Annotated in this window: 19 protein-coding genes and 1 tRNA gene; 2 read left to right on the forward strand and 18 right to left on the reverse strand. The window is 69.3% G+C overall.

Features of this window, described 5'->3' with window-relative positions:
- Nucleotide 1 precedes the first annotated feature (1 nt).
- The 11 genes from nuoH to tpiA form a co-directional block, all read right to left on the reverse strand.
- Nucleotides 2–1,093 (reverse strand): NADH-quinone oxidoreductase subunit NuoH, encoded by a 1,092-nt coding sequence (gene nuoH, locus AC1PMG_RS14395; RefSeq protein WP_017908129.1) that lies wholly within the window; start codon nucleotides 1,091–1,093, stop codon nucleotides 2–4.
- A complete protein-coding gene (nuoG, locus tag AC1PMG_RS14400) occupies nucleotides 1,090–3,339 on the reverse strand; it encodes an NADH-quinone oxidoreductase subunit NuoG (protein ID WP_481109337.1) in 2,250 nt (749 codons plus the stop codon). Before nuoG ends, nuoH begins: the two co-directional genes overlap by 4 nt.
- Nucleotides 3,336–4,679 (reverse strand): NADH-quinone oxidoreductase subunit NuoF, encoded by a 1,344-nt coding sequence (gene nuoF / locus AC1PMG_RS14405; RefSeq protein WP_043092569.1) that lies wholly within the window; start codon nucleotides 4,677–4,679, stop codon nucleotides 3,336–3,338. Before nuoF ends, nuoG begins: the two co-directional genes overlap by 4 nt.
- Before the next feature lie 5 nt (nucleotides 4,680–4,684).
- On the reverse strand, nucleotides 4,685–5,212 hold the full coding sequence (gene nuoE / locus AC1PMG_RS14410) for an NADH-quinone oxidoreductase subunit NuoE (RefSeq protein WP_010343009.1): 528 nt from the start codon (nucleotides 5,210–5,212) through the stop codon (nucleotides 4,685–4,687).
- Nucleotides 5,209–6,516 (reverse strand): NADH-quinone oxidoreductase subunit D, encoded by a 1,308-nt coding sequence (locus AC1PMG_RS14415; RefSeq protein WP_342073810.1) that lies wholly within the window; start codon nucleotides 6,514–6,516, stop codon nucleotides 5,209–5,211. The genes nuoE and AC1PMG_RS14415 overlap by 4 nt, the downstream gene beginning before the upstream one ends.
- A complete protein-coding gene (locus AC1PMG_RS14420) occupies nucleotides 6,513–7,262 on the reverse strand; it encodes an NADH-quinone oxidoreductase subunit C (RefSeq protein ID WP_342073811.1) in 750 nt (249 codons plus the stop codon). Before AC1PMG_RS14420 ends, AC1PMG_RS14415 begins: the two co-directional genes overlap by 4 nt.
- 32 nt (nucleotides 7,263–7,294) lie before the next feature.
- Nucleotides 7,295–7,849 carry a NuoB/complex I 20 kDa subunit family protein gene (locus AC1PMG_RS14425; RefSeq protein WP_010343006.1) on the reverse strand — a complete coding sequence of 185 codons (555 nt, stop codon included), beginning with the start codon at nucleotides 7,847–7,849 and terminating at the stop codon, nucleotides 7,295–7,297.
- Nucleotides 7,840–8,196, reverse strand: coding sequence for an NADH-quinone oxidoreductase subunit A (locus AC1PMG_RS14430; RefSeq protein ID WP_010343005.1), 357 nt, complete (start codon nucleotides 8,194–8,196; stop codon nucleotides 7,840–7,842). The genes AC1PMG_RS14425 and AC1PMG_RS14430 overlap by 10 nt, the downstream gene beginning before the upstream one ends.
- A 107-nt stretch (nucleotides 8,197–8,303) precedes the next feature.
- Nucleotides 8,304–8,388: transfer RNA gene (locus AC1PMG_RS14435), tRNA-Leu, on the reverse strand.
- 51 nt (nucleotides 8,389–8,439) lie between these two features.
- Nucleotides 8,440–8,874 carry a preprotein translocase subunit SecG gene (gene secG, locus AC1PMG_RS14440; protein ID WP_152245707.1) on the reverse strand — a complete coding sequence of 145 codons (435 nt, stop codon included), beginning with the start codon at nucleotides 8,872–8,874 and terminating at the stop codon, nucleotides 8,440–8,442.
- 62 nt (nucleotides 8,875–8,936) lie between these two features.
- Nucleotides 8,937–9,698, reverse strand: a complete 762-nt coding sequence (tpiA, locus tag AC1PMG_RS14445; protein WP_481109338.1) for a triose-phosphate isomerase — start codon at nucleotides 9,696–9,698, stop codon at nucleotides 8,937–8,939.
- A 113-nt stretch (nucleotides 9,699–9,811) separates the two neighbouring features.
- Between tpiA and AC1PMG_RS14450 the strand changes: the two genes are divergently transcribed.
- Nucleotides 9,812–10,621, forward strand: coding sequence for an SDR family NAD(P)-dependent oxidoreductase (locus tag AC1PMG_RS14450; RefSeq protein WP_481109339.1), 810 nt, complete (start codon nucleotides 9,812–9,814; stop codon nucleotides 10,619–10,621).
- A gap of 162 nt (nucleotides 10,622–10,783) precedes the next feature.
- Here the strand turns inward: AC1PMG_RS14450 and AC1PMG_RS14455 are convergent, their stop codons facing one another.
- The 5 genes from AC1PMG_RS14455 to trpB form a co-directional block, all read right to left on the reverse strand.
- Nucleotides 10,784–11,722: an isopenicillin N synthase family dioxygenase gene (locus tag AC1PMG_RS14455; protein ID WP_481109340.1), complete on the reverse strand. Its 939-nt coding sequence runs from the start codon at nucleotides 11,720–11,722 to the stop codon at nucleotides 10,784–10,786.
- Between the two features lie 118 nt (nucleotides 11,723–11,840).
- Complete coding sequence (glmM, locus tag AC1PMG_RS14460; RefSeq protein WP_295936296.1) at nucleotides 11,841–13,184, reverse strand: phosphoglucosamine mutase; 1,344 nt, start codon at nucleotides 13,182–13,184, stop codon at nucleotides 11,841–11,843.
- A gap of 124 nt (nucleotides 13,185–13,308) precedes the next feature.
- On the reverse strand, nucleotides 13,309–14,199 hold the full coding sequence (gene accD, locus AC1PMG_RS14465; RefSeq protein WP_342073815.1) for an acetyl-CoA carboxylase, carboxyltransferase subunit beta: 891 nt from the start codon (nucleotides 14,197–14,199) through the stop codon (nucleotides 13,309–13,311).
- A gap of 331 nt (nucleotides 14,200–14,530) precedes the next feature.
- Entirely contained in the window at nucleotides 14,531–15,334 is an 804-nt protein-coding gene (gene trpA / locus AC1PMG_RS14470) for a tryptophan synthase subunit alpha (protein WP_481109341.1), read from the reverse strand.
- Between the two features lie 147 nt (nucleotides 15,335–15,481).
- Complete coding sequence (gene trpB, locus AC1PMG_RS14475; RefSeq protein WP_160960949.1) at nucleotides 15,482–16,699, reverse strand: tryptophan synthase subunit beta; 1,218 nt, start codon at nucleotides 16,697–16,699, stop codon at nucleotides 15,482–15,484.
- Between the two features lie 97 nt (nucleotides 16,700–16,796).
- Here trpB and AC1PMG_RS14480 point away from each other — a divergent pair, with 97 nt between their 5' ends.
- A complete protein-coding gene (locus AC1PMG_RS14480) occupies nucleotides 16,797–17,690 on the forward strand; it encodes a LysR family transcriptional regulator (RefSeq protein WP_481109342.1) in 894 nt (297 codons plus the stop codon).
- A 40-nt stretch (nucleotides 17,691–17,730) separates the two neighbouring features.
- On the opposite strand, the gene AC1PMG_RS14485 is transcribed toward AC1PMG_RS14480, so the two are convergent.
- Nucleotides 17,731–18,393 carry a phosphoribosylanthranilate isomerase gene (locus AC1PMG_RS14485; RefSeq protein ID WP_019801754.1) on the reverse strand — a complete coding sequence of 221 codons (663 nt, stop codon included), beginning with the start codon at nucleotides 18,391–18,393 and terminating at the stop codon, nucleotides 17,731–17,733.
- The gene (gene truA, locus AC1PMG_RS14490) at nucleotides 18,390–19,163 is read right to left on the reverse strand and encodes a tRNA pseudouridine(38-40) synthase TruA (protein WP_295908737.1); all 774 of its coding nucleotides are present in this window, start codon (nucleotides 19,161–19,163) and stop codon (nucleotides 18,390–18,392) included. The genes AC1PMG_RS14485 and truA overlap by 4 nt, the downstream gene beginning before the upstream one ends.
- Between the last annotated feature and the right edge of the window lie 200 nt (nucleotides 19,164–19,363).

The following is a 19,363-nucleotide window of genomic DNA, read 5'->3' on the forward strand; positions in this document are numbered from 1 at the left end:
CTTACACGCCCTTCTGGATCACGCCGTAGAACACCATCAATGCCGTCACCGCGATCCACACGATCGTCAGCGGAATGAACACCTTCCAGCCCAGGCGCATGATCTGGTCGTAGCGGTAGCGCGGGAAGCTGGCGCGGAACCAGATGTACGCGCTGGCGAAGAACAGCACCTTCATCAGCAGCCACGGCCAGCCGCCGGTCCAGATCCAGTTGACCCACGGCGAGATGTCCGCGGTGACCCAGCCCTGGATCGGGCTCAGCCAGCCGCCCAGGAAGAAGATCGAGACCAGGAAGCTGACCAGGATCATGTTGGCGTATTCGGCCAGGAAGAACAGCGCGAACGCACCGCCCGAATACTCGACCATGTGGCCGGCGACGATTTCCGACTCGCCTTCGACCACGTCGAACGGCGCGCGGTTGGTCTCGGCCACGCCGGACACCCAGTACACGATGAACAGCGGGAACAGCGGGATCAGGAACCAGTCGAAGAATCCGGAGCTGCCCGCCTGCGCCTGCACGATCGTGCTCAGGTTCAGGCTGCCGGCGGCGATCATCACGCCGACCAGGGCGAAGCCCATCGCGATCTCGTAGCTGACCACCTGCGCCGCCGAACGCATCGCGCCCAGGAAGGCGTACTTGGAGTTGGACGCCCAGCCGGCCAGGATGATGCCGTACACGCCCAGCGAGGTCATCGCCAGCAGGTACAGCAGGCCGGCGTTGGCGTTGGACAGCACCAGCTTGGCGTCGAACGGCACGACCGCCCAGGCGGCGAAGGCCGGCGCCAGGGTGATCAGCGGCGCGATCACGAACATCGCCTTGTGCGAGCTGCTGGGCTGGATGATTTCTTTGAACAGCAGTTTGAAGACGTCGGCGAAGGCCTGGAAGATGCCCATGCCCACGTACATCGGCCCGTGGCGCACGTGCATCCAGCCGATCAGCTTGCGCTCCCAGACCACGTAGAACGCCACCGCGATGATCACCGGCATGGCGATCAGCAGGATCTTCAGCACGATCCACAGGACCACGCCGAGCGCGCCCAGGCCGAGGAACCACTGGTGCAGCGGGTCGACCACGTTCAACAGCATCTCGTTCATGCAGCCACCACCGTCACCCGACCGGCGCCCAGCGGCGCGGTCGCGCCGTGGCCCGTTTCGATCCAGGCCGCGCCCGGCGCGACCCGCTTGTCCGTCGCCAGCGGCAACGTGGCGCTACCCGCCGCGGTGCCGACCTTGACCATCTGCCCGTCGCTCAGGCCCAGGCGCGCCGCCTCGTCCGGATGCAGCGCGATGCCCGGCGCGCGGTTCAGCGGATGCTGCTGCAGCGCCTGCGCACGGCGCACCACCGCATCGGTGCGGTAGATCGCCGGGCTGGCGGCCAGTTCCAGGCCCTCGTCCTGGCGTGCCGGCTGCGCCGAGCTCGCCGCGGCGACCTCGCGCGGCTGCAGGCCATCGCGCAGCCCGGCCAGGTCGATGAACTCGAAGCCCTGCAGGCCCAGCTCGCCGCCGAGCGCGCGCAGCACGCGCCAGCCCTCGCGGGCCTCGCCCGGCAGCTTGCCGCCGGCGCGGGTGCGCTGGTCGCTGCCGTTGAGGTTGGTCAGCGTCGCCTCGATTTCCGGCAGCGCGCCGATCGGCAGGATCACATCGGCCACGTCGCGGGTGGAGGCGCAGGCGAAGTGACTGAACGCCACGACCTTGGCGCCGGCCAGCGCGCTGCGCGCGGCGGCGGCGTCGGCGAAGTCCAGGCCCGGCTCCAGGCCGTACAGCACGTAGGCGCTGCGCGGTTCGGCCAGCATCGCCGCGGCGTTGCGGCCGCGCGGCAGCACGCCGTAGCGCGCCAGGCCGAGCGCGTTGGCGCCCTGCGGGATGCGGCACAGCGCCGCGCCGGTGGCGGCGGCGAAGTCGCGCGCGGCCGCACGCAGCGCCGCGGCCTGCGGATGGTTTTCGACCAGCGCACCGACGATCAGCACCGCGCGGCCGGCGCCCTGCACCGCCTCGCGCAGCGCGGCGTCGGCCAGCGCCTCGGCGAACTTCGACGGCGCCACGATCTGGCGGCCGGCCTGGTCGAAGGCCACGTCGAAATCGACCGGGTTGATCGAATACAGCTTGGTCTTGCGCTGCATCCGCGCCTTGCGCAGGCGTGCATGCAGCAGCGGCAGTTCATGGCGCAGGTTGCTGCCCAGGATCACCACCACGTCGGCCTGCTCGATCTCCGCCAGCGGCAGCGCGAACGGCTCGGCCAGCGCGGCATCGGAGAAGTCGCGGTTGTACACGCGGTGATCGAGGTTGCCGCTATCCAGGCCCTCGGCCAGGCGGGCCAGCAGCGCGCCCTCCTCGTTGGAGGTGGACGGATGCGCGAGCACGCCCAGCGCGTCGCCGCGGTTGGCCTTGAGGACCTCGCTCGCGGCGGACAGTCCTTCCGCCCACGACACCTCGCGCCACTGCCCGTCGACCTTGCGCATCGGCCGCAGTGCGCGGTCCTCGGCGTACAGGCCCTGATGCGAGTAGCGATCGCGGTCGGACAGCCAGCACTCGTTGACCGCTTCGTTGTCGCGCGGCACGGTGCGCAGCACTTCGCCGCGGCGCACGTGCAGGAACAGGTTGGAGCCCATCGCGTCGTGGTAGCCCAGCGACTCGCGCGCCACCAGTTCCCAGGGCCGCGCGCGGAACTGGAACACCTTGTTGGTCAGCGCGCCGACCGGGCACACGTCGACCACGTTGCCGGACAGCTCGGTGGTCAGCGGCTTGCCGTCGTAGGTGCCGATCTGCAGGTTCTCGCCGCGGTACATGCCGCCCAGCTCGTAGGTGCCGGCGATGTCCGCGGTGAAGCGCACGCAGCGGGTGCACTGGATGCAGCGGGTCATCTCGGTGGCGACCAGCGGCCCGATATCCTCGTCCGGCACCACGCGCTTGCGCTCGTTGAAGCGGCTGACCGAGCGGCCATAGCCCAGCGACACGTCCTGCAGCTCGCACTCGCCGCCCTGATCGCAGATCGGGCAGTCCAGCGGATGGTTGATCAGCAGGAATTCCATGACGCTGCGCTGGTACTTCAGCGCCTTGTCGCTGCGGGTCTGCACCTTCATGCCGTCCATGACCGGCGTGGCGCAGGCCGGCGATGGCTTGGGCGACTTCTCGACGTCGACCAGGCACATGCGGCAGTTGGCGGCGATCGGCAGCTTCTCGTGGTAGCAGAAGCGCGGGATCGGAATGCCGGCCTTGTCGGCGGCCTGGATGATCATCGAGCCCTTCGGCACGACCAGCGACTGGCCGTCGATCTCGACGGTCACATGGCCTTCCGGCACGACCGCGGGGGTCGCGCCGGGATTGTTGGGTTGCGCGCTCATGCGGCGGCTGCCTCCACCTTCTTGCCGTCAACCATCGAATGACCGTTGACGATGTAGTACTCGAATTCGTCCCAGAACTGGCGCAGGAAGCCCTGGATCGGCCAGGCCGCCGCTTCGCCGAAGGCGCAGATGGTGTGGCCTTCGATCTGCCCGGCGACGGTGCGCAGCTGGTGCAGGTCTTCCATCGTGGCCTTGCCGGCGACGATGCGCTCCAGCACGCGGTGCATCCAGCCGGTGCCTTCGCGGCACGGGGTGCACTGGCCGCAGGACTCCTTGTGGAAGAACTGCGAGATGCGGCAGGCGAACTTCACGCAGCACACGCTGTCGTCCAGCACCACGATCGCGCCCGACCCCAGGCCGGTGCCCAGCGCGCGCAGGGTGTCGTAGTCCATCTGCAGGTCTTTGAGCTGCTCGGCCTTCAGCACCGGCATCGACACGCCGCCCGGGATCGCGCCCTTGAGGGTGCGGCCCGGCTTCAGCCCGCCGGCCATTTCCAGCAGTTCGTCGAAGGTGGTGCCCAGCGGCACTTCGAAGTTGCCGCCCTTCTGCACGCAGCCGGAGACCGAGAAGATCTTCGGGCCGCCGTTCTTGGTCTTGCTCAGCCCCAGGAACCATTCCGGGCCGTTGCGGATGATCGCCGGCACCGACGCGTAGGTCTCGGTGTTGTTGATCGTCGACGGCTTGCCGTACAGGCCGAAGTTGGCCGGGAACGGCGGCTTGTAGCGCGGCTGGCCCTTCTTGCCTTCCAGCGACTCCATCAGCGCGGTCTCTTCGCCGCAGATGTAGGCGCCTGCACCGAGGGCGCCGTAGATGTCGATGTCGATGCCGCTGCCGAGGATGTCCTTGCCCAGCCAGCCGTTGGCGTAGGCGTCGGCCAGAGCCTGCTCGAAATGCTCGAACGGCTCGTGGTGGAACTCGCCGCGCAGGTAGTTGTAGCCCACGGTGGAGCCGGTGGCGTAGCAGGCGATGGCCATGCCCTCCACCACCGAATGCGGGTTGTAGCGCAGGATGTCGCGGTCCTTGCAGGTGCCCGGCTCGGACTCGTCCGAGTTGCACAGGATGTACTTCTGCGGCGCGCCCTTGGGCATGAACGACCACTTCAGGCCGGTCGGGAAGCCGGCGCCGCCACGGCCGCGCAGGTTCGACTGCTTGACCATCTCGATCACCTGCTCCGGCGGGATCTTCTCTTCGAGGATCTTGCGCAGCGCGGCGTAGCCACCGGTCTTCAGGTAGCTTTCGTAGGACCACGGGGTGTCGTAGTGCAGCGTGGTGTACACCACCTGGTGCGGCTGCGGCGCGGGGCCGACCGGACCGGTGGGAGCGTGGGGATGCTGTGCCATTGCCGTTACTCCAACCCGTCCAGCAATTCGTCGACCTTGTCCTTGGTCAGATGCTCATGGTAGTGGCCGTTGATGACCATCATCGGCGCGCCGGCGCAACCGGCCAGGCACTCTTCCTCGCGCTTGAGGTAGACGCGGCCGTCGGCGGTGGACTGGCCCAGCTTGCAGCCGAGCTTCTTCTCGGCGTGCGCGACCAGATCCTCGGCGCCGTTGAGCCAGCAGCTGATGTTGGTGCAGAACGCGACGTTGTTGCGGCCGACCTTCTCGGTCTCGAACATCGAGTAGAAGCTGGCGACCTCGTAGGCCCACACCGGCGGCAGCTCCAGGTACTTGGCCACGCCGGCGATCAGTTCGTCGGTCAGCCAGCCCTGGTTCTGCTCCTGCGCGGCGTGCAGGCCCTGCAGCACCGCCGAACGCTTGCGGTCCGGCGGGAACTTGCTCAGCCAGTGATCGATGTGCGCGCGCGTCTTGTCGCTCAGCACCACCATCGGATCGACGTCGCGCGCCGCTTCGAAATTACCTGTCGCCTTCATCGGTCGACCTCACCAAACACCAGATCATAGGTACCAATCATCGCCACCACGTCGGCCAGCATGTGGCCGCGCACGATCGCGTCCATCGACGACAGATGGGCGAAGCCCGGCGCGCGCAGGTGCACGCGGAACGGCTTGTTGGCGCCGTCGGACATCAGGTAGCAGCCGAACTCGCCCTTCGGCGCTTCGACCGCGCAGTAGGTCTCGCCGGCCGGCACGCAGTAGCCTTCGCTGAACAGCTTGAAGTGATGGATCAGCGCTTCCATGTCGTCCTTCATGTCGGCGCGCTTGGGCGGCGCCACCTTGAAGTTCTCGACCATGACCGGGCCCGGGTTGGCCTTCAGCCACTGCACGCACTGCTTGATGATGCGGTTGGACTCGCGCATCTCGGCCACGCGCACCAGGTAGCGGTCGTAGCAGTCGCCGTTGGTGCCGAGCGGAATGTCGAAATCGACGCTGTCGTACTTGGCGTACGGCTGCTTCTTGCGCAGGTCCCAGGCGATGCCCGAGCCGCGCAGCATCACGCCGGTCATGCCCCAGCCATAGGCCTGCTCCGGGGTGACCACGCCGATGCCGACGGTGCGCTGCTTCCAGATGCGGTTGTCGGTGAGCAGGGTCTCGTACTCGTCGACGCGCGCCGGGAAGGTATTGGTGAACTCCTCCAGGAAGTCCAGCATCGAGCCTTCGCGCGCGGCATTGAGCCGCTTCAGCGCATTGCCCTTGTGCCAGCGCGATTCCTGGTACTTCGGCATGCGGTCCGGCAGGTCGCGGTAGACGCCGCCCGGACGGTAGTAGGTCGCGTGCATGCGCGCGCCCGACACCGCCTCGTACACATCCATCAGCTCTTCGCGCTCGCGGAACGCGTACAGCATCACCGCCATCGCGCCCAGATCCAGGCCGTTGGAGCCGACCCACATCAGGTGGTTCAGGATGCGGGTGATCTCGTCGAACATGGTGCGGATGTACTGCGCACGCTCCGGCGCCTCGATCCCCATCAGGGTCTCGATCGCGCGCACGTAGGCGTGCTCGTTGCACATCATCGAGACGTAGTCCAGGCGATCCATGTAGCCGATCGACTGGTTGAACGGCTTGGACTCGGCCAGCTTCTCGGTGCCACGGTGCAGCAGGCCGATGTGCGGATCGGCGCGGACCACGGTCTCGCCGTCCATCTCCAGGATCAGGCGCAGCACGCCGTGCGCGGCCGGATGCTGCGGGCCGAAGTTCATCGTGTAGTTGCGGATTTCCTGCTTGGCTTCTGCAGGATTGCTGGCGAACCCGTCGTGCGCCTGGTGGTACTCGCTCACTTGGCGGACTCCTTCTGTGCTTCGCCCGCCGCGGTCTGGTAGCGCGCATCGTCGCGGATCACGCGCGGCACGCCCACGCGCGGCTCCACCGAGGTCACCGGCTCGTAGATCACGCGCTGCTTCTCTTCGTCGTAGCGCACTTCGACGTTGCCGATCAGCGGGAAATCCTTGCGGAACGGATGGCCGACGAAGCCGTAGTCGGTGAGGATGCGGCGCAGGTCCGGGTGACCGGCGAAGACCACGCCGAACAGGTCGAACGCCTCGCGCTCGAACCAGTTCGCGCCCGGCCAGATGTCGGTGACCGAGGCCACCACCGGCAGGTCTTCGTTCGGCGCGTAGCAGCGCACGCGCAGGCGCTGGTTATGACGGTAGGAGATCAGCTGCGCCAGCACGGCATAGCGCTGCTGCGGGACCGGCATCGGCTGCACGCCGGCGCTGGTCTCGGCGCTGGGGAACTCGCCCCAGGCGAAACGGCCCACGGCCTTGCCTTCGACGCCGCGGCTGAAGCCGTGCGAGGACACGTCCGAGGTATCCCACTCGTCGCTGCCGTAGCCCAGGTAGTCGACGCCGCACAGGTCGGACAGCTGTTCGAAACCGAACTCGTCGCGCAGCGCCAGGCAGGTGGCGTGCCAGGCGTCGGCCGGCACTTCCAGGGTGACTTCGCCGCGCGGAAGGGCCACGAAGACCTGGCTGCCGGGGAAACGGGCGCCGAGTCGGTCGCTAAAGGAAGATGCTTGCTCTGCCATGGGGGCTTGGCGTGCTCTCGAGGAAAGAGGAATCAGCGCGCGATGGTCTGGGTTCGCCAGATCTTCTTCTGCAACTGCAGGATGCCGTAGACCAGGGCCTCGGCGGTCGGCGGGCAGCCCGGGACGTAGACGTCCACCGGCACGATGCGGTCGCAGCCGCGCACCACCGAATACGAGTAATGGTAGTAGCCGCCGCCGTTGGCGCAGCTGCCCATCGAGATGACCCACTTCGGGTCCGGCATCTGGTCGTAGACCTTGCGCAGCGCCGGGGCCATCTTGTTGACCAGGGTGCCGGCGACGATCATCACGTCGGACTGGCGCGGCGACGGGCGGAACACCACGCCGTAGCGGTCCAGGTCCAGGCGCGCGGCGCCGGCGTGCATCATCTCGACCGCGCAGCAGGCCAGGCCGAAGGTCATCGGCCACATCGAGCCGGTGCGCGCCCAGTTCAGCAGCGCATCGACGCTGGTGGTGACGTAGCCCTTTTCCAGCAGCGGGTTTTCGCCTTCGGGACGCAGGATGTCGTCCACCCGCCCTTCCGGGATCGGGTTGGTCATCAGGCGATCCAGGGTCTGAATCACTCCCATTCCAGCGCTCCCTTCTTCCACACGTAAACAAAACCGAGGAACAACATGCCGACGAACAGGCCCATGGTGACCAGGGAGCGAGCGCCCAGGTCCATGAACACCTGCGTCCACGGCACGATGAAGATGATTTCCAGATCGAAGACGATGAACTGGATGGCGATCAGGTAGTAGCGCACATCGAACTTCATGCGCGCGTCCTCGAAGGCCTCGAAGCCGCACTCGTACGGCGAGAGCTTCTTCAGGTCGGGACGCCGGGGACCGAGGAACCGCCCCACCAGCATCAGCGCGACGCCGATACCGGTGGCCACGATCAGAAACAGCAGGGTCGGCAAATATTCGGCCAGCACTCGCGATTCTCTCTTGCCTGTGCCCGCGCGCGTGCCGCGCAGGCATGGGATAGACGATTCTCCGGGCGAGGGCGTGATGCCTTCGCGCAGAAACCGTAGCCAAACAATGGTGCCCAAGAGGGGACTCGAACCCCTACGACCTAAGTCGCTACCACCTCAAGGTAGTGCGTCTACCAATTCCGCCACCTGGGCTTGCGTAAAACCTGCGCGGCAATCCCGCCGCGCAGCATATTGTAACCGCCTTCAGTCTTTCTGCGACGGGGCAGGCGACTTTTCTTGCGCTTTTTCCGGCGCCTGCTGGGCGGCCGGGGCGGCGGCGGGGGCAGCTGGGGCCGCGGCGGCGGCCGACGGCGCCTGCGGGACCTGCAGTTCGCCGGCCGGCGCAGCCGGCGCCGGGGTGGCCGACTGCGACATCACGCCCAGGTTGGCATCGGCCGGACGCGCGCTGTGGCCGGCGTACCAGGCCATGAACAGGCTGATGGCGAAGAACACCACCGCCAGCCACTTGGTCGACTTGGACAGGAAGTTGGACGCGCCGCGCGATCCGAACACGGTGCCGGACGCGCCGGCGCCGAACCCGGAACCCGCCGCCGCACCGGCGCCGCGTTGCATCAGGATCAGCGCGATCATCGCGATCGCCACCAGCACGTAGACCACATTGAGGATGACCATCAGCATTTCGAAATCCGTCCGGACAGTACGACTTGGGGGACGAACGGCCGCCAGCGGCGGCCGTTCGCTCAACAGGTGGCCGCCGCTCGCACGATGGCCAGGAATTCCGCGGCGACCAGCGAGGCGCCGCCCACCAGCCCGCCATCGACATCCGGCTGTGCGAACAGCTCGGCGGCGTTGTCGGGCTTGACGCTGCCGCCATACAGGACCGGCAACGAATCCGCGATTCTAGCATCGCGCGCCGCCACTTCGCCACGGATGAACGCGTGCACCGCCTGCGCCTGCGCCGGGCTGGCGGTGCGGCCGGTGCCGATCGCCCAGACCGGCTCGTAGGCCACCACGGCCCGGGCGAAGCCCTCGGCGCCGACCAGATCCAGCACCGGCGCCAGCTGCGCGGCGATGACCGCCTCGGTGCGCCCGGCCTCGCGCTGCTCCAGGGTCTCGCCCACGCACAGGATCGGCACCAGTCCGGCGTGCATGGCGGCGGCGAACTTGCGCGCGACCAGTTCGCTGCTCTCCTGATGGTACTGGCGCCGCTCCGAATGCCCGACCAGGCCGTAGTCGGCACCGACATCCACCAACATCGCCGCCGACACCTCGCCGGTGTAGGCGCCCTTCTCGTTGCTGCTGACGTCCTGCGCGCCGAAGCGCAGCAGCCGGTCCTCGAAATGCTCGATCAGGTCGCCCAGGTACGGCAGCGGCGGCAGGATCACCACCTCCACGTCGTGCTCGGCCTCGTGCAGCCCGGCGACGATCTCCCGCACCAGGTCGGCGGCGAAGTGGCGGGTGCCATGCAATTTCCAGTTTCCGGCTACGATCTTGCGTCGCATCGGCGCATCTCCGGCGAAAAAGTGCCGAGAGGATAGCCGATGCGCCGCCAAGGGCAGGCATCGTCCCTGCCCCGCCCTGCGCCACGCCGCCCGTTCCACGCCCAGAGACCGCCATGACCCAGCTTCCCGGCTACGCCCTGATCACCGGCGCCTCCAGCGGCATCGGCCGCGAGATCGCCCGCGAATACGCCCGCCGCGGCGTGCCGCTGATCCTGACCGCGCGCCGCGAGGCGCAGTTGCAGGCGCTGGCCGCCGAACTGCGGCCGCAGGTGCCGGTGGAGGTACTGGTCGCCGACCTGGCCGACCCGGCGGCCCCGGCCGCGCTGGTGGCCGAGATCGAACGGCGCGGGCTGGCGGTGCGGATCCTGGTCAACAACGCCGGCTATGGCGTGCCGGGCCGCTACATCACCCAGGACTGGGCGGTGCACGCGGCGTTCCTGCAGGTGATGGTCGGCGCCGTGTGCGAACTGACCTGGCGGCTGCTGCCGGCGCTGCGCGCCAGCGGCCACGGCCGCATCCTCAACGTCGCCTCGTTCGCCGCCTTGGTGCCGGGCGCGGACGGCCATACCCTGTACGCGGCGGCGAAGAGCTTCATGCTGCGCTTCAGCGAATCGCTGGCGCTGGAGAACGCCGACCGCGGCGTCGGCGTCTGCGCGCTATGCCCCGGCTTCACCTGGTCCGAGTTCCACGACGTCACCGGCACCCGCGAACAGATGAACGCCCTGCCGCGCTGGCTCTGGCTGCAGACCGCCGCGGTGGCCCGCGCCGGCATCGACGGCGCCGAGCGCGGCAAGGTGCGCGTGGTCCCGGGCGCGGTCTACCGCGCCCTGCTCGGCCTGACGGCGCTGCTGCCCAATGCCTTGTTGCTGCGGATGATGGGGCGAGGCTCGGGACGGATTAGAAGTACTGGGATTGGGGATTAGGGATTGGGGATTCGTAAAAGCGGGGTTCTGCGCCGAGTGGTGGATCACGGGTATCCCCGCCTTTGCCACTCCCGAATCCCGACTCCCGAATCCCCGCGGGGGTGACAGATCGCGGGCATGCCGCCTTTGCCAATCCCCAATCCCGACTCCCCAATCCCCGCCTCACTTCAGCTTGATCTCCCGCAACCGCTCTTCCAGATAGCCCTGCGCGGTGATCGGCTCGGGATAGCGGCTCGGGTTGTCGGCGCTGACGCAGGACGGCAGCACGTCGATCACGAAGTCCGGGTTCGGGTGCAGGAAGAACGGCACCGAGTAGCGCGGCTGGCGCGCCTGCTCGCCCGGGGGGTTGACCACGCGGTGGGTGGTCGAGGGGTACACGTGGTTGGTCAGGCGCTGCAGCATGTCGCCGATGTTGACCACGATGGTGTCGGCGTCGGAGGTGAACGGCACCCACTCGCCCTGCTTGGACTTCACTTCCAGGCCGGCGGCGCTGGCGCCGACCAGCAGGGTGATCAGGTTGATGTCCTCGTGGGCGCCGGCGCGCACGTTGGGGATGTCGTCGGCGGTGATCGGCGGGTAGTGGATCGGGCGCAGGATCGAGTTGCCCGAATCGGTCTTGTCGACGAAGTAGTGCTCGGGCAGGCCGATGTGCAGGGCCAGCGCCGACAGCACGCGCGCGCCGAGCGCATCCAGCGCCTGGTACAGGCCGTAGCCGTGGGTGCGGAAGCCGGGCACTTCGCTCGGCCACAGGTTCGGCGGCATCACCGCGCGGTACGGGGAGTCGTCGGAAATCTCGCGGCCGATGTGCCAGAACTCCTTCAGGTCGAAATGCTTGGAGTCCTTGGCGGTCTCCACGCCGAAGGCGGTGTAGCCGCGCGCGCCGCCGCTGCCCGGCAGGTGGTAGGTGCGCTTGGTCTCCTCGGGCAGGGCGAAGAACGCCTTGAACACGTCGTAGGCCGCGTCGATCTGCGCCTGGGCGATGCCATGGTTGCGGATGCCGGCGAAGCCCCACTCGCGGTAGGCCGCGCCCAGCTCGGCGACGAACGCGTCGCGGTCGGTGTCGAAGCGGGTGATGTCGAGGGTGGGAATGCGCGCAGTCATGGCAGGAACCGTCATCTCGTAAAAAGGGGACAAACGCCGCGCTCAGCGCAGCAGGCGGTACAGCAGGTAGAACGTGATCGCCTTGGCGACGATCACGAAGAGGGCAATGGCGATCGACTCACGCCGCGTCACGGACCGCCTCGGCCAGCGCGTCCAGGGTCTGCCGCATCAACGCGGCATCGTCGGCCTCGACCGTGACCCGCACCACCGGCTCGGTGCCGGAGGCGCGCAGGAAGGCGCGCCCGCGCCCCTGCACCGCCGCCTGCGCCGCGGCCAGCGCGGCCTTCACGGTGGCGGCCTCGAGCGGGCGCACGCCCGGCTGCAGGCGCACGTTGATCGTCTGCTGCGGCACCTTCTGCAGCCCGGCCAGCGCCTGGCGCAGGGTCTGCCGCGAGCGCTTGAGCACTTCCAGCACCTGCAGCGCGCTGACGATGGCATCGCCGGTGGTGGCGCGATCCAGGCACAGCATGTGCCCGGAAGCCTCGCCGCCGAGCACCCCGCCCTGCTCCACCAGCGCCTGGTGCACGTAGCGGTCACCGACCTTGGCGCGCAGGAACGGCACCTGCAACGCGGCCAGCGCCCGTTCCAGGCCGTAGTTGGTCATCAGCGTGCCGACCACCGGGCCGTGCAGGCGGCCACTGGCCTGCCAGCCGCAGGCCAGCACGTACAGCAGGCCGTCGCCGTCGACCGGGTTGCCCTGGTCGTCGGCCATCAGCACGCGGTCGCCGTCGCCGTCGAAGGCGATGCCCAGATGCGCGCCGTGCTCGCGCACGTTGGCGGCGAGGTTGTCGATGTGCATCGAGCCGACGCCGGCGTTGATGTTGAGCCCGTCCGGGGCCGCGCCGATCGCGATCACCTCCGCGCCCAGTTCGCGGAACAGCAGCGGCGCGATGTGGTAGGTCGCGCCGTGCGCGCAGTCCAGCACCAGCTTCAGCCCGCGCAGGTCGAAGCCGCGCGGCACGCTGGCCTTGCAGAATTCGATGTAGCGGCCGATCGCCTCGCGCGCGCGCATCGCCTTGCCCAGCCGCTCGGACTCGACCGTGGCGAACGGCGCGTCCAGCGCGGCTTCGATCGCCTGCTCGGTGGCGTCGTCGAGCTTCTCGCCGTGGGCGGAAAAGAACTTGATGCCGTTGTCGTAGTGCGGGTTGTGCGAGGCGCTGATGACGATGCCGGCATCGGCGCCGAGGGTGCGCGTGAGGAACGCCACCGCCGGGGTCGGCATCGGCCCGAGCAACTGCACGTTGGCCCCGGCGGCGACCAGCCCGGCCTCCAGCGCCGATTCGAACATGTAGCCGGAAATGCGCGTGTCCTTGCCGATCACCACGGTCGGCCGTGCGGTGCCGCCGGCGACCAGCACGCGGCCCAGCGCATTGCCCAGGCGCATCACGAAATCGGCGGAAATCGCCCCCTGCCCGACCCGGCCGCGGATGCCGTCGGTGCCGAAGTATTTGCGTTGGCTCATTGGAACGGGATTCGGGATTCGGAATTCGGGATTCGTTCAACGCACGCGATCCGAGCGACCTCGACGAACCGGGCACGCGCGGCGCCACGATTCCCGAATCCCGAATCCCAAATCCCGGCGCCGGTCACGCCAGCGCCTCGGTCTTTGCCGGCGTCGGCTGCCGCATCATCAGCGCCAGCAGCTCGGACAGGCGGTCGCGCAGTTCGCGGCGGTCGCAGATCTGGTCGATGGCGCCGTGCTCGAGCAGGAACTCCGAGCGCTGGAAGCCTTCCGGCAGGGTCTCGCGCACGGTCTGCTCGATCACGCGCGGGCCGGCGAAGCCGATCAGCGCGTACGGCTCGGCGATGTTGATGTCGCCGAGCATGGCGAAGCTGGCCGACACGCCGCCGGTGGTGGGATGGGTCAGCACCGACACGTACGGCAGGCCGGCTTCGCGCAGGCGGCCGAGTGCGGCCGAGGTCTTGGCCATCTGCATCAGCGAGAACAGGCCTTCCTGCATGCGCGCGCCGCCGCTGGCGGAGAAGCACACGAACGGCGCGCCGATCTTCAGCGCGGTCTCCGCGGCCAGGGCGAAACGCTCGCCGACCACCGAGCCCATCGAGCCGCCCATGAAAGCGAAATCGAACGAGGCCGCGACCAGCGGCTGGCCCTTGAGCAGGCCCTGCATCGCCACCAGCGCGTCGTACTCGCCGGTGCTCTTCTGCGAGGCCTTGATGCGCTCGCCGTACTTCTTCTGGTCCTTGAACTTGAGCGCGTCGGTCGGCCCCAGGCGCGCGCCGATCTCGGTCGGCGCGGTGTCGGCGTCGAACAGCGCGGCCAGGCGCGCGCGCGCGCGGATCGCCATGTGGTGGCCGCACTTCGGGCACACCTCTAGGTTCTCCTCCAGCTCCGGCCGGTACAGCACGGCGCTGCAGTTGGGACACTTCTCCCACAAGCCTTCGGGAACGCTGCGCTTCTTGCTGGGCGTGCTGTCGGTACGGATGCCCGAAGGCATCAATTTGCTGAGCCAACTCATGCGATGTGACGATCCATTGGGCGGCCGCGAGAGCCGCAGAGGGGCGACAGTCTAACTCGGTCCCCCGGTGGCCTGCAGACGGTGGCGCATGGAGCCGCCGGGCGGGCCGACACCGGCACGGCCGCTGCCAGGACGCCTGCTGCGCCTTTCCCTCTGCGACCCTGCGGCAAGCCCCAGCGCCTTCGTCATCCCGGGCGACCAACAAACGGCTCGGGACGCACCATCGACCGGCGATGCGTGCGCCGCATGCATCTGCGTACAGCGGATGCGGCATCGCCGCAAACGCGAACGCCCGCGCGCGGCGGGCGTTCGCGGACGGACCAGGCGGGACTCAGCCCGCGTCCAGCGCCTGCCGCAGCGGCGCCAGGAACGCCAGGGCGGCGTCGCGCGCGGCCTGCGGGCTGCCGGCCTCGGCCAGCGCCGCGACCAGCGCGCTGCCCACCACCACGCCGTCGGCATCGACCGCCATGGCCTTGGCGCTGGCGGCGTCCTTGATGCCGAAGCCGGCCACCACCGGCACCGGGCAGCGCGCGCGCAACTGGCGCAGGCGATCGCCGGCGGCGCGGGTATCCAGCCGGTCGGCGCCGGTCACGCCGGCGAAGCTGACGTAGTACAGATAGCCGCGCGCCGCATCGCACAACAAGGCGATGCGCGCATCGCTGGTGGTCGGCGAGGCCAGCACGATCAGGTCCAGACCGGCGTCGGCGAAGACCGTCAGGGTCTCGGCCGACTCCTCCGGCGGCAGGTCGACCAGCAGCACGCCGTCCACGCCGGCCGCCACCGCCTCCTCGGCGAAGCGCGCGGTGCCGTGGATCTCCACCGGGTTGAGGTAGCCCATCAACACCACCGGGGTAGTCGCATCGTCGCGACGGAACGCACTGACCGTCTCCAGCACGTAGCGCAGGCCGGCGCCGCGCGCCAGCGCACGCTCGGAGCTGCGCTGGATGGTCGGGCCGTCGGCCATCGGATCGGAGAACGGCACGCCCAGCTCGATCACGTCGGCACCGGCCTCGACCAGCGCGTGCATCGCCGGCACGGTCGCCTCCAGCGACGGATCGCCGGCGGTGAGGAAGGGGATCAGGGCCTTGCGGCGTTGGGAATCGAGTCGGGCAAAGGTGTCGGCGAGGCGGTTCATGTGGGACCTATGCACCCCTCTCCCGCCGGGAGAGGGGTTGGGGTGAGGGTAAGAGGCGAAGCGGTTCGGAATTTGGGTAACGAGGCTGTGCCCGCACCCGCATCCGGCGCTTCGCGCCACCTTCTCCCGAAGGAGAAGGGCAAGGCGTTACAGCGTCAGTCCTTCGCGCGCAGCAATGGTGTGCACGTCCTTGTCGCCACGGCCGGACAGGTTGCACAGCACCAGTGCGTCCTTGGGCAGTTCGCGCGCCAGCTTGATCGACTGCGCCACGGCATGGCTGGACTCCAGCGCGGCGAGGATGCCTTCGGTATGCGCCAGCAGGTGGAACGCGGCCAGCGCCTCGTCGTCGGTGATGCCCTGGTAGGTGGCGCGGCCGCTGTCGGCCAGGAACGCGTGCTCCGGGCCCACGCCCGGGTAGTCCAGGCCGGCGGACACGGAGTGGGTCTCGACGATCTGGCCGTCGTCGTCGCAGATCACGTAGGTGCGGTTGCCGTGCAGCACGCCGGGGCGGCCGGCGGCGATCGAGGCGGCGTGGCGGCCGCTGCCGATGCCGTCGCCGGCGGCCTCGGCGCCGTAGATCTTCACCGAGGCGTCGTTGAGGAAGGCATGGAACAGGCCGATGGCGTTGCTGCCGCCGCCGACGCAGGCGCTGATCGCATCCGGCAGGCGGCCGTAGTCGCGCAGCATCTGCTCGCGCGCCTCGCGGCCGACGATGGCGTTGAAGTCGCGCACCATGCGCGGGTACGGATCGGGACCGGCGACGGTGCCGATGATGTAGAAGGTGTCCTGCACGTTGGTGACCCAGTCGCGCATCGCTTCGTTGAGCGCATCCTTGAGCGTGGCCGAGCCGGAATGCACCGGCACCACCGTGGCGCCGAGCAGCTTCATCCGGTAGACGTTGATCTTCTGCCGCTCGATATCGGTGGCGCCCATGTACACCACGCACTCCAGGCCCAGCCGCGCGGCCACCGTGGCGCTGGCCACGCCGTGCTGGCCGGCGCCGGTCTCGGCGATGATGCGGGTCTTGCCCATGCGGCTGGCCAGCAGCGCCTGGCCGATGGTGTTGTTGATCTTGTGCGCGCCGGTGTGGTTCAGGTCCTCGCGCTTGAGCAGGATCTGCGCGCCGCCGACTTCGCGGCTGAGCCGCTCGGCGTGGTAGATCGGGCTGGGCCGGCCGACGTAGTGGGTCAGGTCCTTGTCGTAGGCGGCGATGAAGGCCGGATCCTGGCGCGCGGCGTCGTAGGCGGCGGCCAGCTCCTGCAGCGGGCCGATCAGGGTCTCGGCGACGAAACGGCCGCCGTAGCGGCCGAAATGGCCGGCGGCGTCGGGATAGGCGTGGAAGTCGCTGACGGGGACAGAGGACATGGCGCAACCGGGGGCAACAGGACAGGCCTGCACTTTAGCGCACACGTTCCCACAGAAAAACCGATAAAGTCTGACGCGATCCGTCAGGAAAACTCACATGACCAGCATGCGCCGCCTGCCCTCGCTCAACGCCCTGCGCGCGTTCGAGGCCGCCGCGCGGCTGCGCAGCGTCGGCGCCGCGGCGGCGGAACTGCATGTCACCCATGGCGCGGTCAGCCGCCAGGTGCGGCTGCTGGAGCAGGAACTGGGGCTGCCGCTGCTGCAGCGCGACGGCCGCGGCATCCGCCCGACCGCCGCCGGTACGCGCCTGTGCGAGGCCGCCGGCAGCGCCTTCGCGCAGTTGCAGGACGCGGTGGCGGAGTTGCGCCGCCCGGCGCGCCCGGCCGCGCTGGTGCTGGGCTGCCCCGGCAGCATCCTCGCCCGCTGGATGATCCCGCGGCTGCAGGTGCTGCAGCGCGACCTGCCGGCGCTGACCCTGCACCTGTCCGCGCATGAGGGCGACTTCGCCGCCGACCTGGACGGCCTGGACGCGGCGCTGCTGCTGGGCCAGGCGCCGTGGCCGGTGGACTGGCAGGTGCGCGTGCTGGCGCCGGAGCGGATCGGCCCGGTACTCAGCCCTGCCCTGCCGCAGGCATCGGCCCTGACCGCGGCCGCACCGGCGGCGCTGCAGGGGCTGCCGCTGCTGCATACGGTGTCGCGCCCGCAGGCCTGGCCGGCCTGGGCCGAGGCGCAAGGCCTGGCGCCGGCGCAGTTGCGCTACGGCACCGGCTTTGAGCACCTGTACTACCTGCTGGAGGCGGCGCTGGCCGGGATCGGCGTGGCGATCGCGCCGCAGCCGCTGGTCGCCGACGACCTGGCCAACGGCCGCCTGCTGGCGCCGTGGGGCTTCGTCGACACCGGCGGGCAGTGGGCCCTGTGTACGCGGCGGGAGGCGCAGGACCCGCGGGTCGACGCGCTGGCGCAGTGGCTGACGCAGGAACTGCAGCGCTGACCGAGGCGACGCCGGCGCTGGCGCTGGCGCCGCATCGCGCTCAGCAGTTGGTGTTCAACTCGTGGCAGTCGGCGCGGCGCACTTCCTCGACGAACTTGCGCATCTTGTGGCCGTCCTTGATCCCGGGCTGGCTTTCGATGCCGCTGGACACGTCCACGCCCCACGGCAGGGTGCCGATGATCGCGTCGAACACGTTGTCGCCATTGATGCCGCCGGCGAGCAGGAACGGCCGGTGCAGGCCGGTCGGCAGCCGCGACCAGTCGAAGGTCTTGCCCGAGCCGCCGCTTTCGCCGGGGGCGTGGCTGTCGAACAGGAAGCCGGCGGCGTTGGGGAACTGCAGCTGCAGGGTGCGCGCATTGATCTCGCCGCCGCCCATCGGCACCGCCTTCAGATACGGCAGGTTGAAGCTGCGGCAGAAGCCGTCGTCCTCGTCGCCATGGAACTGCAGCAGGGTCGGACGCACCGTGCGCAGGACTTCACGCACCTCGTCCTTGGGGTTGTCGCGGAACAGCGCCACCACGTCCACCATCGGCGCGGCGGCCTGGCGCATGGCCCGCGCCTCGGCCGGCGCGACCCGCCGCGGGCTGCCATGGGCGAACACGAACCCGATCGAATCCACGCCCAACTCGCCTGCCAGGCGGATGTCGCCGGCGCGGGTCATGCCGCAGAACTTGATGCGGGTGCGATACAGCGTGCGATTCATAGCGTGACCTCGTCCGGAAGCGTCCAGTGGGCGGGATAGAGGGGACCGACGAACACCAGGCCCTGCGGCGGTGCCGTCGGACCAGCGACGCGGCGGTCGCGTCCCGCGAGCAGTTCGCCAATCCAGGACGCCGGCTTTTCGCCCGTTCCCACCATGACAAGGGAACCAACGATATTGCGCACCATGTGATGAAGGAATGCATTGGCCTGGACCTGGATCTCGACCAGCTCGCCGCTGCGGGTCACCGCGATCGACTGCAGCTCGCGGCGCGCATGCAGGGCCTGGCACTGCACGCTGCGGAAGGCACTGAAGTCCTGCTCGCCCAGCAGCGCCTGCGCCGCCGCGTGCATGGCCTCGGCCTGCAGCGGCCGCCGCTCCCAGCTCAGGGTCTGCCGGTACAGCGCCGGGCGTACCTGGCGGTTGAGCAGGCGATAGCGGTAGCGGCGCGCGCGGGCGGAAAAGCGCGCATGGAAGTCGTCGGCCACCGGCACGCACCAGCGCACGCACACCGAGGGCGGCAGCCGCGCGGTGGCGCCCAGCATCCAGCCGCGCGCCGGGCGCGGCGCATCGCAATCGAAATGCACCACCTGGCATTCGCCATGCACGCCGGCATCGGTGCGGCCGGCGCAGACCACGCTCACCGGCGCGTCGGCCACCGACGACAGCGCCGCCTGCAGCGTCGCCTGCACGCTGGGGCCGCCGCTCTCGCCGAGCTGCTGCCAGCCCTGGAACTCGCTGCCGTCGTACTCCACGCCTAGTGCGTAGCGCATGCGGACCTCCGTCGCAGTGCGGCGTCTCCCTCGGCGCGCGGTGCGGCCGACGCGCGCAGGGACCAACACGGGGCACCTGCAACGCCGCCGTGGTAGTGCTCCTGCCCGACCAGGAGCGCGCGCTCGGCACGCGCCCGTCGCCGATGCGCAAGGTGCCGCTGGGCCGTCCCGATCCAGGCCGGACGGCCGCGGCGAGCGCG

The sequence above is a fragment of the Xanthomonas sp. NCPPB 2250 genome, assembly GCF_056725265.1.

Coding starts and splice junctions, on each gene's coding strand:
- nuoH (WP_017908129.1), bottom strand. CDS start 1,093: ATGAACGAGATGCTGTTGAACGTGGTCGACCCGCTGCACCAGTGGTTC.
- nuoG (WP_481109337.1), bottom strand. CDS start 3,339: ATGAGCGCGCAACCCAACAATCCCGGCGCGACCCCCGCGGTCGTGCCG.
- nuoF (WP_043092569.1), bottom strand. CDS start 4,679: ATGGCACAGCATCCCCACGCTCCCACCGGTCCGGTCGGCCCCGCGCCG.
- nuoE (WP_010343009.1), bottom strand. CDS start 5,212: ATGAAGGCGACAGGTAATTTCGAAGCGGCGCGCGACGTCGATCCGATG.
- AC1PMG_RS14420 (WP_342073811.1), bottom strand. CDS start 7,262: ATGGCAGAGCAAGCATCTTCCTTTAGCGACCGACTCGGCGCCCGTTTC.
- AC1PMG_RS14425 (WP_010343006.1), bottom strand. CDS start 7,849: ATGGGAGTGATTCAGACCCTGGATCGCCTGATGACCAACCCGATCCCG.
- secG (WP_152245707.1), bottom strand. CDS start 8,874: ATGCTGATGGTCATCCTCAATGTGGTCTACGTGCTGGTGGCGATCGCG.
- tpiA (WP_481109338.1), bottom strand. CDS start 9,698: ATGCGACGCAAGATCGTAGCCGGAAACTGGAAATTGCATGGCACCCGC.
- AC1PMG_RS14450 (WP_481109339.1), top strand. CDS start 9,812: ATGACCCAGCTTCCCGGCTACGCCCTGATCACCGGCGCCTCCAGCGGC.
- AC1PMG_RS14455 (WP_481109340.1), bottom strand. CDS start 11,722: ATGACTGCGCGCATTCCCACCCTCGACATCACCCGCTTCGACACCGAC.
- glmM (WP_295936296.1), bottom strand. CDS start 13,184: ATGAGCCAACGCAAATACTTCGGCACCGACGGCATCCGCGGCCGGGTC.
- accD (WP_342073815.1), bottom strand. CDS start 14,199: ATGAGTTGGCTCAGCAAATTGATGCCTTCGGGCATCCGTACCGACAGC.
- trpA (WP_481109341.1), bottom strand. CDS start 15,334: ATGAACCGCCTCGCCGACACCTTTGCCCGACTCGATTCCCAACGCCGC.
- trpB (WP_160960949.1), bottom strand. CDS start 16,699: ATGTCCTCTGTCCCCGTCAGCGACTTCCACGCCTATCCCGACGCCGCC.
- AC1PMG_RS14480 (WP_481109342.1), top strand. CDS start 16,797: ATGACCAGCATGCGCCGCCTGCCCTCGCTCAACGCCCTGCGCGCGTTC.
- AC1PMG_RS14485 (WP_019801754.1), bottom strand. CDS start 18,393: ATGAATCGCACGCTGTATCGCACCCGCATCAAGTTCTGCGGCATGACC.
- truA (WP_295908737.1), bottom strand. CDS start 19,163: ATGCGCTACGCACTAGGCGTGGAGTACGACGGCAGCGAGTTCCAGGGC.